Raw genomic sequence first — 15,761 nt, forward strand, 5'->3', positions numbered from 1 at the left:
TATGTCAGCATTTAATATTCGATTAGAAGTAATGAATCAACTGGAAAGTAAAGTAGATTCGCTTATTGATCAGTTTTTAATTCCTGTTGAAAAAATATGGCAACCCACCGATTTTTTACCTAATTCACAAAATGAAACTTTTTTTGATGAAGTTCACGAATTGCGAGAATTAGCCAAGGAATTACCTTACGATTTTTGGGTTGTTTTGGTTGGAGACACCATAACAGAGGAGGCATTACCTACCTATGAATCTTGGTTAATGGATGTGGAAGGGGTTAATCAGCATAAAAAAGACGGCAAGGCTTCTTCTTGGAGTAAATGGGTTAGGCAGTGGACTGGCGAAGAAAATAGACACGGTGATGTGCTTAATAAATACCTCTATCTCTCCGGGCGTGTAGATATGAGAGAAATTGAAATCACCACTCAACATTTAATTAATGACGGTTTTGAAATAGGCACAGACAGAGATCCTTACAAAAACTTTGTTTATACAAGTTTTCAGGAATTAGCTACCTATATTTCGCACAATAGGGTAGCCAAATTAGCCAAAGATTACGGTAACAAATCCTTAGCTAAAATGTGTAAGATTATTTCGGGTGATGAAATGCGACACCACAAAGCATACAGCACTTTTGTAGATGAAATTTTTAAGTTAGACCCTTCAGAAATGATGATTGCTTTTAAAGAAATGATGGTGAATAAAATAGTTATGCCAGCTCATTTTTTAAGAGAGTCTGGTAAACAAATAGGAAGCGCTTTTGAAGATTTTTCAAATTCTGCTCAACGTATTGGGGTTTATACAGGTCAAGACTATATAGATATCATGAAAAAGTTAATTACTCAATGGGATATTGCCAATGTAAATGGCTTAAATGACCAAGGAGAGAAAGCAAGAGACTACTTAATGAAGTTGCCCGATAGAATGCAACGTATTAATCAACGTATAAGAATTCCGCAGGAGCAAACAACCTTTTCTTGGGTGAATCCCGCTGTGGTTAATTCTTAGATTTTGTTTGTTTTAGTTTGTTAGTTTGAAAAGCCTTCAGTTACTTTGCTGAAGGCTTTTTTATATCAATATACAATGAATACTTTAACAGCTTCCGAAACACAAATTATTCAATCAGTTAAAGAACAGCTACGTAAAGAATTTCTTTTAGCTGAATCCTCTCATAACTGGCAACATGTTTTGCGTGTAGAAAAAAACGCTCTAGATTTACTTCAGCAAACTCCGCAAGCAAATACGTTTATTGTTTTGTTAGGCGTTTATTTGCATGATATAGCCGATGCTAAATTCCATGACGGCAATGAGGAAATTGGTCCTCAAAAAACCTTCAATTTATTATCGAATTACCCCATTTCAAAATCAATAATTGACGAAGTAGTTTTTATTGTGAAATACATGTCATTTCGCTCTTCATTTCAACAAGTAGAGAAAAACTTAAACTTTCAATTGGTTCAAGATGCAGATCGATTAGATGCTATGGGAGCGATTGGAATTGCTAGGGCTTTTCAATATGGGGGCTATAAAAACAGAAAATTGTATTCAAATCTTCCACCTAAAAACCATCAATCAAAATCTGAGTATAAAAAATCTGAATCGGCTACCTTGCAGCATTTTTTTGAAAAGTTACTCAAGCTTAAAGATTTGATGAATACTCAGGCAGCCCAAGTTGAAGCTCAAAAAAGACATCAGTTTATGCTTCTTTTTTTAAATCAATTTAGTCAAGAAATACAAGCTACAGATTGGCTTAAAGAAGCACTTTTTGAAGTGGAAGAAAAAAACATTAATTAGTTTTCGTTTTTTTCTTGCTCTTCTTTTAAGTCCTGGTCTGAAGTAATTAACTTCATTTGAGGCTCTTTTAACGTATTTTTATTCGCAATACTTCGCTCTAAAGAAAGCAAGAGCGAGGGAAGAAGTAATAAATTAGCCAGCATTGCAAATAGAAGCGTAGCAGAAACTAAGCCTCCTAAAGCCACTGTTCCACCAAAACTTGAAATCATAAATACGGAAAAACCGAAAAACAGCACGATAGAAGTATAAAACATACTCACTGCAGTTTCGCGTAAAGAAAGATATACAGAGCGTTTTATTTTCCAATGATTTTCTTTGAGTTCTTGTCTATACTTAGCTAAAAAGTGAATGGTATCATCAACGCTTATTCCAAAGGCTATACTAAAGACTAAAATGGTAGAGGGTTTTATAGGAATGCCTAAAAAACCCATCATGCCTGCTGTCATGAGCAAGGGTAATAAATTAGGGACCAAGGAGATAACAATCATTCTAAACGAGCGAAACATCCAGGCCATAAAAAGTGCTATCAGCAAAATAGCTAAGCCTAAGGATAGAATCAAGTTTTTTACTAAATACCTAGTTCCTTTTTGAAAAATTAAGGCCTTACCGGTCATAATTACCTCAAATTGCTCAGGAGGAAATATTTTTTCAATTTCAGGTTTTAATTTGGCTTCAATACGTTCCATTTCTTCAGTTCCTACATCCTTCATAAAAGTAGTAAGTCTAGCATATTGCCCCGTAGAATCAACAAAAGTTCCCGTACCTTCTTGTAACTCATCTAAACTTTTGATGTAAGGCATGATAAAATTTGTTTCTTGCCTAGTTGGTAAATCAAAGTATTTAGGGTTGCTGTTGTAATAGGTTTGCTTTGCATATTTTGCTAAATCAACTACAGAAAGCGGACTAGAAAGTTCAGGTATTTCTTCAATTTGAAGTGCTAATTGTTCAATTTTTTTGAGGTTAGTTAACTTAGTTACTCCGTTTTTTCGTTGGGTATTAATCATGAACTCTAAAGGCATAATGCCTTCAAATTCTTCTTCAAAAAATTGTATATCTTTGAAGAAATCGGCTTTTTTAGGCATATCTTCTAAGAGACTTCCAGAGATTTTTATGTTGTAGATGCCAATTATACTTACAGCTAAAACAGTTACAGAAACTATATAAATACTAACTCTTCTTTGCTTAACGGTAGTTACCATCCAATTCACAAAACTTTCTATCCATCTATTTCCTAGATGTTTTAAGTGTTTTTCTTTTGGGGGAGGCATGTAGCTGTAAATAACAGGAATAATAAGTAAACTAAGTAAAAATATAGCCACAATATTTAGAGAAGCTACAATTCCAAACTCAGAAAGTAATTCGCTTTGCGTAAAAATAAAAGTAGCAAAACCAGACGCTGTGGTTAAATTGGTCATAAGAGTGGCATTACCAATTTTTGTAATAACTCGTTGAAGCGATTTAGCTTGGTTGCCATGTTTTTTTATTTCTTGTTGGTATTTATTGATTAAGAAAACACAATTAGGAATACCAATGACAATAATTAATGGTGGAATAATTGCTGTTAATACAGTAATTTCATAGCCCAATGCACCAAGTGTTCCAAAGGCCCACATTACGCCAATTACAACGGTAACCATTGCAATTAGCGTAGCTCGAAAGCTTCTAAAGAAGAAAAAGAAAATTAAAGAAGTTACTCCTAAAGCGGCTAAGACAAACCACTGAATTTCATCTACAATGTTTTGTGAATTGAGTGTCCTAATGTAAGGCATACCAGAAACTTTAACTTCAATGCCAGTTTCTTTTTGAAATTCATTCATTAATGGCCTAAGATTGTTTAGTACAAAGTTTTTTCTTTCTTTTTCATTAACAATTTCTTTCTTTATGTAAACAGCAGTTTGAATGGTATAATTTTTTTTGCTAAAGGCAATACCTTGGTAGAAGGGTAGTTCTTCAAAAAGAAGTTGTTGATATTCTTGAAGTGCTTTTGCATTATTTTTTTGCGATAAGTCAAAAGCGTTAACAATTTCGAAGCGTTTTTCTTCAGCATTTTTTTCAAGAATTTTAAGGTTGGGCAATCCAATGCTGTATTCAACTTCATCAAAAGTTTGTAAGGTGTCTGTAAGTTGTACCCAATGCTTAAATTTTTGTGGAGTAAAGATTTCTTGGTCTGTAGTAGCAATAACAATTAAGTTTCCTTCATCGCCAAATTTATCTAAGAAGTTTCTGTATTGCACATTGATGAAGTGGTCGTCTGGAAGCAGGTTAGCTTCAGTATAAGAAAAACGCATGTATTTCCATTGTGAAGCAAAAAAGATAGTAGCCAAAATAACCAAAGAAATAACACTAATTCTATTTCTTAAAATCCACCCTGCTAAGGCGTTCCAAAAACCTAAACTCAATAATTTGTTCATAAATTAAATTCCAACTTTGCTTATTATAAGCAAGCTCATTTATAAAACTAAAAACGCTTCTGATTGAAGCGTTTTTAGTTAAGCTATTGTATTAGTATATATAGTTAGACGCTCATAATTTCAACATCTTTAGCCTCGTATATTTTATCAATTTGGCTAATGTATTTGTTTGTTAATTCTTGTACTTCTTCTTCAGCAGACTTTAATAAATCTTCAGAAATATCTAAGTTTTTTAGTTCAGAATTAGCATTTCTACGATCGTTTCTTACGCCAATTTTTGCTTCTTCAGCTTCAGCTTTAGCTTGTTTACTAAGTTCTTTTCTTCGTTCTTCCGTTAACGGCGGTACATTAATAATAACGCTTTCTCCGTTGTTGGTTGGGTTAAAACCTAGGTTAGCGTTCATGATGGCCTTTTCTATTTCAACAATCATTTGCTTTTCGTAAGGCTGAATAGAGATTGTTCTGGCGTCTGGTATGTTAATATTACTTACTTGGCTAAGCGGAGTCATGCTACCGTAATATTCTACCTGAACATTAGTTAACATATTAGGGCTAGCTTTTCCTGCTCTAATGTTTAATAGCTGTTTTTTTAGGTGACTAATAGCCCCTTTCATATCATCTTCTGTAGCTTCAATAATTAAATCAACTTCTTCACTCATGATTTGTGATGTATTTTGTTTATAAATTTACTTTAGTTCCTATTTTTTCACCAGAAACTACTTTTTCAAGGTTTCCAGTTGTGTTCATGTCAAAAACTATGATTGGTAATTCGTTTTCTTGACTTAAGGTAAATGCGGTTGTATCCATTACTTTAAGTCCTTTTCTTAAGACGTCATCAAAGGAGATAAAATCAAACTTTGTAGCCTCTGAATTACTCTCAGGGTCGGCGGTATAAATACCGTCCACGCGCGTTCCTTTTAGGATTACATCAGCCTCAATTTCAATAGCTCTTAAAACCGCAGCCGAATCTGTTGTAAAGTAAGGATTACCTGTACCACCTCCAAAAATAACGACCCTGCCTTTTTCCAGATGACGCATCGCTTTTCTTCTTATAAAAGGTTCGGCTACTTCGTTGATTTTTATAGCCGATTGTAAACGAGTTTCAATACCTGCATCTTCAAGTGCGCTTTGAAGTGCCAGGCCATTAATTACGGTAGCTAACATTCCCATGTGGTCACCTTGTACCCGATCCATTCCTTTACTAGCTCCTGCAATACCTCTAAAAATATTTCCACCTCCAATTACAATGGCTACTTCAACACCTTTGTCTGTTACATTTTTGATTTCTGAGGCATATTCGGCTAAGCGTTCAGGGTCTATTCCGTAACTGCGTTCCCCCATCAATGCTTCTCCAGATAATTTTAGAAGAATTCGTTTATAGTGCATAGCTTAATTTTTTGGTTGTGCAAATATATAGATTAATGATGAATTATAAGGAAAAAAATAAAGCTCTCGTTTACATTAATTTTTACTTGATTTTATGCCTGTAAAAAATAAATAAAACTCCAGAGTTTTTCAATCTCAAGCACACCTTTAAAAATAAAACATCATCTATCTAATTAATAACAAAGACCTTCCAACACACAAACTTTATAATAGTTGAAAGCACTTGCTGTATGCCGCACAACTACTATTAGGCTTTCGATATACAGAAGCAAAATAGTGGTTAAAAATGGATTTTTTTAATCCAGACTGAATTAAAGAGACATCAATTAAATAATCAAACTTTTTAATACCCATTTTATTTTTTAAATAAATTAACTTGCTTATTTCCTTCAGCATCCATTTGAGCTCTAAACATTCCTTCAGTGTTAAATTCAATAGAGATATTCCCATCAGAATCAATAGCAATAACACCACCATCACCCCCTTGGTTTTTTAGCTTTTCATGAATTACAATGTGTGTTGCTTGTTCAAGACTAAAGTCGCCGTACTCCATCATTGCTGAAATATCATGAGCAACTACATTTCTTATAAAATATTCGCCATGACCAGTAGCTGAGATAGCACAAGTAGAATTATTGGCATAATTCCCCGCTCCAATAATAGGTGAATCACCAATTCTGCCGTATTTTTTATTAGTCATTCCGCCTGTAGAGGTGCCGGCTACCAAGTTTCCCTCTTGGTCTAAAGCTACGCAACCAACCGTTCCATATTTATGATTTTGAATGAGTTCTTCGTAATTTTGTTGGTGATAACTGCTCTTGTTTTGTGCATTTTGTAGAGATTTTTTAGCTTTATCAGTAGAGAAATAAGAATTTTCAACTTTTTTTAAATCATAAAGAACAGCAAAATCTTCTGCACCATTTCCAGAAAGTAATACATGATTAGACTCATTCATTACTTTTTGAGCCAACAAAATAGGGCTTTTAATTGTTCTGATTCCGGCTACAGCACCAGCTTCAAGATTCTTTCCATGCATGATTGAGGCGTCAAGTTCATGAACTCCATCAGCATTTAAAACTGCGCCTACTCCAGCGTTAAATAGAGGAGAGGCTTCAAGTAGTTGAATTACTTCTACCACAGCTTTTTCGGCACCTTCACCAGCAGCAAGGAGTTGATACCCAACTTCAATCGCTTCAGAAAGTTGATTTTCATATACCTTGGTAATGGAATCATTCAGCATTTCAGCTTTAATAAAACCGGCACCCCCATGTAAAGCTATACCAAAGGAAGGTGATTTATCTGGCTTAGTTTCTTTATGTGTTTCAATAGCTTGCTTTTGATTTTTAAGCCCTAGGTTTTCATTGTCAATACAGCCAAATAAAACCAGTAGAAAGGCTAAACAAAACAACTTTAAGTAATTCATAATGGAAAAATATTTTATAAGTTGATAAAAGTACATTTTTTAAAATTTTGTATCAAGTTTAATGTCATTTTTTTGCCCTACAACTTCTCACGGAAGAATATTCAATAATTCTGAGTTCAAAAAAATAATAAACGCAAAATTTTGTCTTAACAACATCAAAATAAAATTTCGTAGTAAAATAAATATGCTCATTTTTGTAACAAATTTATTTATTTAATACTAATCAAGTAATAATTTAAACACAATAAAAATGACAAAGAAATTAAACCTTACAATTTGTGCTTTGTTGATGGCTTTTGTTGGTTTTGCTCAACAAGTAGATTTTGAGCAATACACACTAGACAATGGCTTAGATGTAGTTTTGCATCAAGATAAAAGTGCACCACTTGTAAAAGTTGAGGTAATGTACAATGTAGGATCTAAGGATGATCCAGAAGGGAAAACAGGTATGGCTCACTTTTTTGAGCACCTTTTGTTTGAAGGTACAAAAAACATTGACCGTGGTGAGTGGTTTAAAATGGTAACCGATCATGGAGGAGCTAATAACGCCAACACTAGTTGGGATAGAACCACTTATTTTGAGATTTTACCTTCCAACAATCTTCAAATTGGCTTATGGATGGAATCTGAAAGAATGCGTCATCCTAAAATTGATACGGTAGGAGTAAACACCCAACGTGGTGTTATTAAAGAAGAACGAAAGCAAACGCAAGACAATCAACCTTACGGAAACTTGATTTCTCAAATCACTCAAAATATTTTTCCTACAACAGGGTATCGTCATGCAATCATAGGAACCCTTGAAGATTTAAATAATCCTGAGCTTGAAGATTTTAATGCGTTTTTTAATAAGTTCTACGCTCCTAATAATGCCGTTCTTGTAGTAGCAGGAGATATTGATGTTGAGCAGACTAAAGAATGGATTGATGCTTACTTTAGCTCTATTCCAATGGGTGAAAAAATTGAAAGAAAACCTTTTGAAGAAGCTCCTATTGAAGAAACAATCTATGCAACTTTTCATGATTCTAACATTCAGATTCCTGCACTAGCTATGGCCTACAGAACTGTTCCAGACGGAACAAAAGAAGCCAAGGCTTTAGATATGATTTCTCAAGTTTTGAGTTCTGGTAAAAGCTCACGATTAACTAGAAAACTTGTTGAAGATAAAAAAATGGCGCTAGCTGTTCAAGCCGGTAATTTTGCTTTGCGTAATGGAGGAATGTACTTTGTTTTTGCCTTACCAATGGATGATTATTCACTTGAAGACCTGAAAACAGAAATCGACGAAGAGATTGTTCGTATGCAAAATGAATTAATTTCTGAAAACGAGTACCAAAAATTAATTAATCAATTAGAAACTCGTTTTGTTAATGCAAATGCAAGTGTAGAAGGTATAGGAAGTAGTTTAGCCGAATTTCAAACTAAATTTGGGGATGCTAGTTTAATTAACAAGCAACTTGAAGAGTATAGAGCAGTTTCTCGTGAAGATATTAGAAATGCAGCTAAAAAATATTTAAATCCTAATCAACGTCTTGTCTTAGATTATCTGCCAGCTGAAGACGAACAATAAAAAAGTAAAAGCTGAAGACGAACAATAAAAAAGTAAAAAATGAAGAAAAAAATTAATTATATTGTAATTGCTTTACTGTTTATATCTGGGTTGACTTATGCGCAAATTGACATTGATCAAATGCCCAAGTCAGGTCCTGCACCAGCAGTAAACTTAGGTAAACCACAAACGTTTAAGTTGAAAAATGGACTTCAAGTTTTGGTGGTTGAAGATAAGAAATTACCTCGTGTATTATTCAATTTAACAATTGATAATGACCCTTATGCTGAAGGTGATAAACTAGGAACTTCTGCTTTGTTCTCAGACATGATGGGAACCGGAACAGAAAAAACTTCTAAAGAAGATTTTGAAAACGAAGTTGAATTTATGGGAGCTACATTAGAAGTTTATGGTTCTGGTGCCTATGCTTCTGGCTTATCAAAATATAGCGACCGTCTTATTGAATTGATGGCAGAAGCTGTTATAAAACCTAAATTTGACCAAGAACAGCTTGATAAGTTTAGAGATCAAAATATTGAAGGTTTAAAAGCGAATGAAAAAAGTGCTTCAAGTATTGCCAATAAAGTTAGAAATGCACTAGCTTATGGCAAAGACCATCCGTTTGGTGAGTTTGAAACCATTGAAGATTTTGAAAATGTAAATCTTGAAGATATTCAAAAACACTACGAAACATTTTTTGTCCCTGGCAACGCCTATTTAATTGTTTCGGGTGATGTAAAATTCAAGAAAGTGAGAAGGAAAATTAAAAAACTTTTCAAAAAATGGGAAGGAGGGCAAGCACCTTCTGAAACTTATCCTGTTGCTGATAATGTAGCTCAAACTGAAATTAATTTTGTTGATGTCCCCAATGCCGTTCAGGCTGAAGTTCAATTGGTGAATACAACCAATTTAAAAATGACCGACGAAGATTACTTCCCTGTTTTAATGGCTAATCAAATTGTAGGTGGTAGTTTTGAGAGCTACTTAAATAAAACCCTTAGAGAAGATAAAGCCTGGACTTATGGCGCTAGAACGAGTCTTCCTGCTAGAAAAGAAGTAACCTCTTTTAGAGCTAGTACCTCTGGAAAAATGGTAGTTACTGATAGTATTGCTTTAGAAATGATTAAGCAAATTAATAGAATTAGAAATGAAAAAGTTGATGAAGCATTACTAGCTAATGCCAAAGCTACTTATGCAGGAAATTTTATTAGAGAGGCCTCTAAGCCTAGAAATATATCTAACTTTGCTTTGCGAATTCAAACGCAAGACCTCCCTGAAAACTTTTACGAGAAATACCTTGAAAATATAGAAAAAGTTAGTATTGATGACGTCTATAGAGTAGCTAATAAATACTTTCTAACCGACCAAGCAAGAATAGTAATAGCTGCAAAAGGAAGCGAAGTTGCCAATGCCTTAGAAGCTACAGGTATTCCTGTAAAGTATTTTGATAAAGATGCTAACCAAGTAGAAAAGCCTGAGTTTAGTAAACCAATTCCAGAAGGAGTTACTTTAGAAACTGTGTATAATAATTATATTGAAGCTATTGGAGGAAAAGAAACTCTTGAAAATGTGAAAAATGTAGTTATGACCGGAAGTGCTTCAATTCAAGGAATGGCTTTAAGTATGAATATGAAAATGACCAAAGAAGGAAAATCTGTTCAAGAAGTTAAAATGGGCGGTAATGTTCTTCAGAAAATGGTTTTTGATGGCGAAAAAGGATACAATATGGCGCAGGGTCAAAAAATGGATTATTCTGAAGAGGAAATTGAAGCTGCAAAAAAATCGGCTGGTCTTTTCTCTGAATTAAATGTGCCTGAAGATGCCGTATTGAAAAATATTCAAGACTTTGAAGGAGAAGATGCTTATGTGGTTCAATTAACCGATGAGGTTCGTGAATTCTATTCGGTAGAAAGTGGCTTGAAACTGTTTAAAGAAACAAAGGTTGATCAAAATGGTCAAGAGTTTACAACTACTGAAAAGTATGAAGATTATACAGCCGTAGATGGAGTTAAGTTTCCTTTTGTGATTGTTAACAATATTGGGCAAGAATTTACAATTGAATTTGAAGAAATCAAGCTGAATCAAAAGCTTTCTGATGAAGACTTCAAGTAAAACTCAATCTTCAAACTAATTTAGTTTGAAATCATAAAAAAACCTCGGATTTAAATTTTAAATCCGAGGTTTTTTTATTTTAGAAATTAAGGAATTATTTATTCATTAATTCTTCAATTTCTTCAATTTCAATAGGAATGTCTCCCATTAAGTTCACTGGTTCGCCTTTTTCTTGAATCACTACATCATCTTCTAACCGAATTCCTAAATTTTCTTCAGGTATATAAATTCCTGGTTCAACTGTAAATACTTGGTTAGCCTGCATTGGCTCATGAAGTAAGCCGTAATCATGCGTGTCTAAGCCAATGTGATGAGAAGTTCCGTGCATGAAATACTTTTTATAAGCTGGCCATTTAGGATCTTCATTTTGAACATCAGCTTTATCTAGTAATTTTAAATCTAGTAATTCAGAAGTCATCATTTTCCCTACTTCTTTGTGATATTCAGTCCAATCTGTTCCAGGAACAAGAAGCTTGGTGGCTTCTTTTTTTACTTTATTTACTGAATTGTAAATCTGTTTTTGTCGCTCTGAAAACTTTCCGTTTACAGGAATAGTCCTGGACATATCGCTACAATAATTAGCGTATTCAGCTCCGAAATCAAACAAAATTAAATCACCTTCCTTACATTGATGTTTGTTTTCAATATAGTGAAGTACCGTAGCATTAATTCCCGAAGCAATAATTGGTGTATAAGCAAAACCACGAGAACGATTAATCAAAAATTCGTGCATCACTTCTGCTTCAATTTCATATTCCCAGACGCCAGGTTTCATGAATTCCAAAACTCTTCTAAAAGCTTTGTTTGTGATATTACATGCTTTTTGCATGACTTCTAATTCTAGTTCATGCTTAATTGAACGTAATTTTTGTAAAATAGGGTTGGATTTTGCTACTTGGTGGGCAGGATATTTTTCTCTTAGCCATTTATTAAAACGCATTTCACGGGTTTCTGTTTCAGCGTTAGCGCGGTAATGCTCGTTGGTGTTAATGTAAACGGTTTCGCATTGCGCCATTAATTCATGAAAGATTTTTTGAAAATCCTTTAGCCAGTAAACAGTCTTTATGCCAGTTAATGCCAAAGCTTTTTCTTCATCTATTTTTTCTCCTTCCCAAACCGCAATATGAGCGTTGGTTTCTTTAAGAAATAAAATCTCTCTGTGTTCTTTTTTTGGAGCATCAGGAAATATGACCAATATGCTTTCTTCTTGATCAACACCACTTAAATAATAGATATTTCTATCTTGCTGAAAAGGAATTGTGCTATCGGCTCCAATGGGGTAAATGTCATTAGAATTAAAAACAGCTAATGAATTAGGTTTCATTTGAGCTACAAAATTTTTTCTATGATGAATAAATAAATCTCTCGAAATGGGTTCGTATCGCATAAAATCAAATTTTTGAATTCAAAAGTAAGGAATCTTTAATTCTTCAGCTACTATATTTCTTCTAAATTAAGAATCTTCTAATTTGACTATTGCACAACATCACTTAAATCTATTCTAAATAATATTTTATAGTGAATGATTGTTTGTATTTAAGTTTATTCTGTGGTATTTTTGACAAAATTTTTAAAAAAATAAATCAATGGGAGGAATAAAGACTTCTATAGCGAGAAAAGTAGCCATGGCTCTTTCAGGACTTTTTTTAGTTCTTTTTTTACTACAACATTTTACCATCAACTTTACTTCAGTGGTTAGCCCAGATACATTTAACGAGATTTCTCATTTTATGGGGACTAACTTTTTAGTGCAAGCTATATTGCAGCCCATATTGATTTTCGGTGTAATTTTTCACTTTGTTATGGGTTTTATTCTTGAAGCCAAAAACAGAAGCGCTAGAAGTGTAAAGTATGGTGTTTTTAAAGGTAATGCAAATTCTAGCTGGTTGTCTAGAAATATGCTGATTTCTGGTGCAGTTGTTTTGGCTTTTTTAGGATTGCATTTTTACGATTTTTGGGTACACGAAATGCAAGTAAAGTACCTTGAAGGTGATTTGTCTGGATTGAACCAAGCTGGCGAGTTTCGTTACTACGAAGAAACTGTAGCTAAGTTTGCTGGACAACCTATTCGCGTAGGTTTATATGTGTTAGCCTTTGTTTTTTTAATGATGCACTTACTTCACGGATTTGCTTCTTCCTTCCAAACTATGGGAGTTAACAATAAATATAGCCCAGCAATCAAAAAGTTTACAAAAGCTTTTGCAATTGTAATACCCTTAGGTTTCGTGTTTATTGCTATATTTCACTTCATTAATAATTAATACGAATAGAATATGTCTGTATTAGAATCAAAAATACCAAATGGACCACTTGCCGATAAGTGGACTAAACATAAAAACGAAATTAATTTAGTTAATCCTGCCAATAAGCGTAATATTGATATTATTGTTGTTGGTACAGGACTTGCAGGGGCTAGTGCTTCTGCAACTTTAGCTGAATTAGGGTACAACGTAAAAACTTTTTGTTTTCAGGATTCGCCTAGACGTGCACATTCTATTGCAGCGCAGGGAGGAATCAACGCAGCTAAAAATTACCAAGGTGATGGTGATTCTGATTACCGCTTGTTTTACGATACCGTAAAAGGAGGTGATTACCGCTCTCGTGAAGCTAATGTATATCGCTTAGCTGAAGTGTCAAGCAATATTATAGACCAATGCGTTGCTCAAGGAGTTCCTTTTGCGCGTGAATATGGTGGGTTACTAGATAACCGATCGTTTGGAGGTGTATTGGTTTCAAGAACTTTCTACGCTAAAGGACAAACAGGGCAACAACTTTTATTAGGTGCCTATTCAGCAATGAATAGACAAATTAATCGTGGTAAAATCCAATCGCATACAAGGCACGAAATGATGGATTTAGTTCTTGTTGATGGAAAAGCAAGAGGTATTATTGCTAGAAACTTAGTTACAGGTGAAATTGAAAGACACGCAGCTCATGCTGTTGTACTTGCCTCTGGTGGCTACGGAAATGTCTTTTTCCTTTCTACAAATGCGATGGGAAGTAATGTGACCGCAGCTTGGCGTGCTCACCGCAAAGGAGCCTATTTTGCTAACCCTTGCTTTACGCAAATTCACCCTACTTGTATTCCTGTTTCTGGAGACTTACAAGCTAAATTAACCTTGATGTCTGAATCTTTAAGAAACGACGGTAGGATTTGGGTGCCAGCTAAAAAAGAAGATGCAGAAGCTATTCGTACAGGTAAATTGAAGCCAACTGATTTAAAAGAAGAAGATAGAGATTATTACTTAGAAAGAAGATATCCAGCATTCGGTAACCTAGTTCCGCGTGATGTAGCTTCTAGAGCTGCTAAAGAACGTTGTGATGCAGGTTATGGTGTAAATAAAACCGGACAAGCTGTTTACCTTGATTTTGCTAGCGCAATTGAACGTTATGGAAAGGAAAAGGCATTTAGCTCAGGCAAAAAAGATGCTACACACGAAGAAATAATTAAACTTGGTAAAGAAGTAGTAGAGGCAAAGTATGGGAACTTATTTGATATGTATGAAAAAATTACCGATCAAAACCCTTACGAAACTCCAATGATGATTTTCCCTGCTGTACACTACACCATGGGCGGACTTTGGGTAGATTACAATTTAATGACTACTATTCCTGGTTGTTACGCTGCTGGTGAAGCTAATTTTTCAGACCACGGCGCTAACCGATTAGGTGCTTCCGCCTTAATGCAAGGCTTAGCAGATGGTTATTTTGTATTACCTTACACTATTGGAGATTATTTAGCTGATGATATTAGAACAGGGCCAATTTCAACCGATTCAAAAGAGTTTGAAGAAGCAGAAAACGCTGTAAATCGTCAAATTGAAAAATTGATGAACGCTAAAGGAGATCAGCCCGTTGATCACTTCCATAGAAAATTAGGCTTAATTATGTGGAACAAATGCGGAATGTCAAGAAACGAAAAAGAACTTAAAGAAGCCATTGAAGAAATTAGAACGCTTAGAGAAGACTTCTATAAAAATGTACGCGTTACAGGAAAACCTGATAGCAAAAATCAAGAACTTGAAAAAGCCATGCGTGTTGCAGATTTTTTAGAACTCGGAGAATTGTTTGCCAAAGATGCTTTACAAAGAAATGAATCTTGTGGTGGTCACTTTAGAGAGGAATATCAAACAGAAGAAGGGGAAGCTTTAAGAGATGATGAGAACTTTAGGTATGTAGCTGCTTGGGAATACAAGGGCGAACCTAAAGATGCTGTTCTGCACAAAGAACAATTAGAGTATGAAAATATTGAACTGAAGACTAGAAGCTATAAATAAGACTGAATTATGAAGCTTAATTTAAAAGTTTGGCGTCAAGAAAATAAAGACGCAAAAGGAAAATTTGAGAATTATACCATAGATGAAATTCATGGAGACATGTCTTTTCTGGAAATGATGGATGTGCTCAATAATGAATTAGTTGAAAAAGGTATTGAACCTGTTGAATTTGACCACGATTGTAGAGAAGGAATATGTGGAATGTGTTCAATGCAAATCAATGGTGAACCTCATGGTCCAGACCGAAGAATTACCACTTGCCAACTTCACATGCGTAAATTTAAAAATGGTGATACTATTACAATAGAACCCTTCAGAGCCAACGCATTTCCTGTAGTTAAAGACTTAACAGTTGACCGCTCAGCATTTGATAGAATTCAACAAGCTGGTGGGTATATTTCAGTAAACACTTCAGGAAATACGCAAGATGCCAATAGTTTACCTATTGAAAAGGAAAGTGCAGACATGGCCTTTAATGCCGCCACTTGTATAGGTTGTGGAGCTTGTGTTGCTGCTTGTAAGAACGCTTCAGCTATGTTGTTTACTTCGGCTAAAGTATCTCAATATGCATTACTTCCACAAGGTAAAGTAGAAGCTACAGAACGTGTATTAAACATGGTTGACCAAATGGACAAGGAAGGTTTTGGAAATTGTACAAATACGGGCGCTTGTGAAATAGAATGTCCAAAAGGTATTTCCTTAGAAAATATTGCTCGTTTAAATAGAGAGTATTTAGCGGCAAGTTTAAAAGGATAAATTTCTTATAATCATACACATATAAAGGCTGTTTTTGAAATCAAAACAGCCTTTT

12 protein-coding genes are annotated in these 15,761 nt (G+C 34.5%); 7 read left to right on the forward strand and 5 right to left on the reverse strand.

Translation table 11 applies throughout. The features are described 5' to 3' along the window. Nucleotide 1: 1 nt before the first annotated feature. Together G7034_RS05490 and G7034_RS05495 are read left to right on the forward strand one after the other, a co-directional pair. Nucleotides 2-1,006: an acyl-ACP desaturase gene (locus G7034_RS05490; RefSeq protein WP_166399964.1), complete on the forward strand. Its 1,005-nt coding sequence runs from the start codon at nucleotides 2-4 to the stop codon at nucleotides 1,004-1,006. 75 nt (nucleotides 1,007-1,081) lie between these two features. Continuing rightward, on the forward strand, nucleotides 1,082-1,792 hold the full coding sequence (locus G7034_RS05495; protein ID WP_166399965.1) for an HD domain-containing protein: 711 nt from the start codon (nucleotides 1,082-1,084) through the stop codon (nucleotides 1,790-1,792). Here the strand turns inward: G7034_RS05495 and G7034_RS05500 are convergent. The 4 genes from G7034_RS05500 to G7034_RS05515 form a co-directional block, all read right to left on the reverse strand. After that, entirely contained in the window at nucleotides 1,789-4,203 is a 2,415-nt protein-coding gene (locus G7034_RS05500) for an efflux RND transporter permease subunit (RefSeq protein ID WP_166399966.1), read from the reverse strand. The two genes, G7034_RS05495 and G7034_RS05500, sit on opposite strands and share 4 nt — an antisense overlap. A 104-nt stretch (nucleotides 4,204-4,307) precedes the next feature. Further along, complete coding sequence (frr, locus tag G7034_RS05505; RefSeq protein WP_166399967.1) at nucleotides 4,308-4,862, reverse strand: ribosome recycling factor; 555 nt, start codon at nucleotides 4,860-4,862, stop codon at nucleotides 4,308-4,310. A gap of 19 nt (nucleotides 4,863-4,881) precedes the next feature. After that, nucleotides 4,882-5,589, reverse strand: a complete 708-nt coding sequence (gene pyrH / locus G7034_RS05510) for a UMP kinase (RefSeq protein ID WP_166399968.1) — start codon at nucleotides 5,587-5,589, stop codon at nucleotides 4,882-4,884. Nucleotides 5,590-5,944: 355 nt separating this feature from the next. Next, nucleotides 5,945-7,012, reverse strand: a complete 1,068-nt coding sequence (locus tag G7034_RS05515; protein WP_166399969.1) for an isoaspartyl peptidase/L-asparaginase family protein — start codon at nucleotides 7,010-7,012, stop codon at nucleotides 5,945-5,947. A gap of 250 nt (nucleotides 7,013-7,262) precedes the next feature. On the opposite strand from G7034_RS05515, the gene G7034_RS05520 reads away from it, so the two are divergent. Further along, the gene (locus tag G7034_RS05520) at nucleotides 7,263-8,582 is read left to right on the forward strand and encodes a M16 family metallopeptidase (RefSeq protein ID WP_166399970.1); all 1,320 of its coding nucleotides are present in this window, start codon (nucleotides 7,263-7,265) and stop codon (nucleotides 8,580-8,582) included. Nucleotides 8,583-8,621: 39 nt separating this feature from the next. Next, nucleotides 8,622-10,673 carry a M16 family metallopeptidase gene (locus G7034_RS05525; RefSeq protein ID WP_166399971.1) on the forward strand — a complete coding sequence of 684 codons (2,052 nt, stop codon included), beginning with the start codon at nucleotides 8,622-8,624 and terminating at the stop codon, nucleotides 10,671-10,673. A gap of 94 nt (nucleotides 10,674-10,767) precedes the next feature. Here the strand turns inward: G7034_RS05525 and G7034_RS05530 are convergent, their stop codons facing one another. Continuing rightward, nucleotides 10,768-12,060 (reverse strand): aminopeptidase P family protein, encoded by a 1,293-nt coding sequence (locus tag G7034_RS05530; RefSeq protein WP_166399972.1) that lies wholly within the window; start codon nucleotides 12,058-12,060, stop codon nucleotides 10,768-10,770. A gap of 199 nt (nucleotides 12,061-12,259) precedes the next feature. On the opposite strand from G7034_RS05530, the gene G7034_RS05535 reads away from it, so the two are divergent. From G7034_RS05535 to G7034_RS05545, 3 genes are read left to right on the forward strand one after another with little or no spacing between them, the layout of a single operon-like run. Further along, complete coding sequence (locus G7034_RS05535; protein WP_166399973.1) at nucleotides 12,260-12,934, forward strand: succinate dehydrogenase cytochrome b subunit; 675 nt, start codon at nucleotides 12,260-12,262, stop codon at nucleotides 12,932-12,934. Nucleotides 12,935-12,946: 12 nt separating this feature from the next. Then, nucleotides 12,947-14,950, forward strand: coding sequence for a fumarate reductase/succinate dehydrogenase flavoprotein subunit (locus G7034_RS05540; RefSeq protein ID WP_166399974.1), 2,004 nt, complete (start codon nucleotides 12,947-12,949; stop codon nucleotides 14,948-14,950). 9 nt (nucleotides 14,951-14,959) lie between these two features. Continuing rightward, on the forward strand, nucleotides 14,960-15,706 hold the full coding sequence (locus tag G7034_RS05545) for a succinate dehydrogenase/fumarate reductase iron-sulfur subunit (RefSeq protein ID WP_166399975.1): 747 nt from the start codon (nucleotides 14,960-14,962) through the stop codon (nucleotides 15,704-15,706). Nucleotides 15,707-15,761: the final 55 nt, after the last annotated feature.

Source organism: Psychroflexus maritimus, from assembly GCF_011089875.1.
Classification (GTDB): Bacteria; Bacteroidota; Bacteroidia; order Flavobacteriales; family Flavobacteriaceae; genus Psychroflexus; species Psychroflexus maritimus.

What these genes read in the sequence shown, in the direction of transcription:
- G7034_RS05535 (WP_166399973.1), top strand. Translation starts at nt 12,260, where the DNA reads ATGGGAGGAATAAAGACTTCTATAGCGAGAAAAGTAGCCATGGCTCTT.
- G7034_RS05545 (WP_166399975.1), top strand. Translation starts at nt 14,960, where the DNA reads ATGAAGCTTAATTTAAAAGTTTGGCGTCAAGAAAATAAAGACGCAAAA.
- frr (WP_166399967.1), bottom strand. Translation starts at nt 4,862, where the DNA reads ATGAGTGAAGAAGTTGATTTAATTATTGAAGCTACAGAAGATGATATG.
- G7034_RS05495 (WP_166399965.1), top strand. Translation starts at nt 1,082, where the DNA reads ATGAATACTTTAACAGCTTCCGAAACACAAATTATTCAATCAGTTAAA.
- G7034_RS05525 (WP_166399971.1), top strand. Translation starts at nt 8,622, where the DNA reads ATGAAGAAAAAAATTAATTATATTGTAATTGCTTTACTGTTTATATCT.
- G7034_RS05490 (WP_166399964.1), top strand. Translation starts at nt 2, where the DNA reads ATGTCAGCATTTAATATTCGATTAGAAGTAATGAATCAACTGGAAAGT.
- G7034_RS05520 (WP_166399970.1), top strand. Translation starts at nt 7,263, where the DNA reads ATGACAAAGAAATTAAACCTTACAATTTGTGCTTTGTTGATGGCTTTT.
- G7034_RS05515 (WP_166399969.1), bottom strand. Translation starts at nt 7,012, where the DNA reads ATGAATTACTTAAAGTTGTTTTGTTTAGCCTTTCTACTGGTTTTATTT.
- pyrH (WP_166399968.1), bottom strand. Translation starts at nt 5,589, where the DNA reads ATGCACTATAAACGAATTCTTCTAAAATTATCTGGAGAAGCATTGATG.
- G7034_RS05500 (WP_166399966.1), bottom strand. Translation starts at nt 4,203, where the DNA reads ATGAACAAATTATTGAGTTTAGGTTTTTGGAACGCCTTAGCAGGGTGG.
- G7034_RS05540 (WP_166399974.1), top strand. Translation starts at nt 12,947, where the DNA reads ATGTCTGTATTAGAATCAAAAATACCAAATGGACCACTTGCCGATAAG.
- G7034_RS05530 (WP_166399972.1), bottom strand. Translation starts at nt 12,060, where the DNA reads ATGCGATACGAACCCATTTCGAGAGATTTATTTATTCATCATAGAAAA.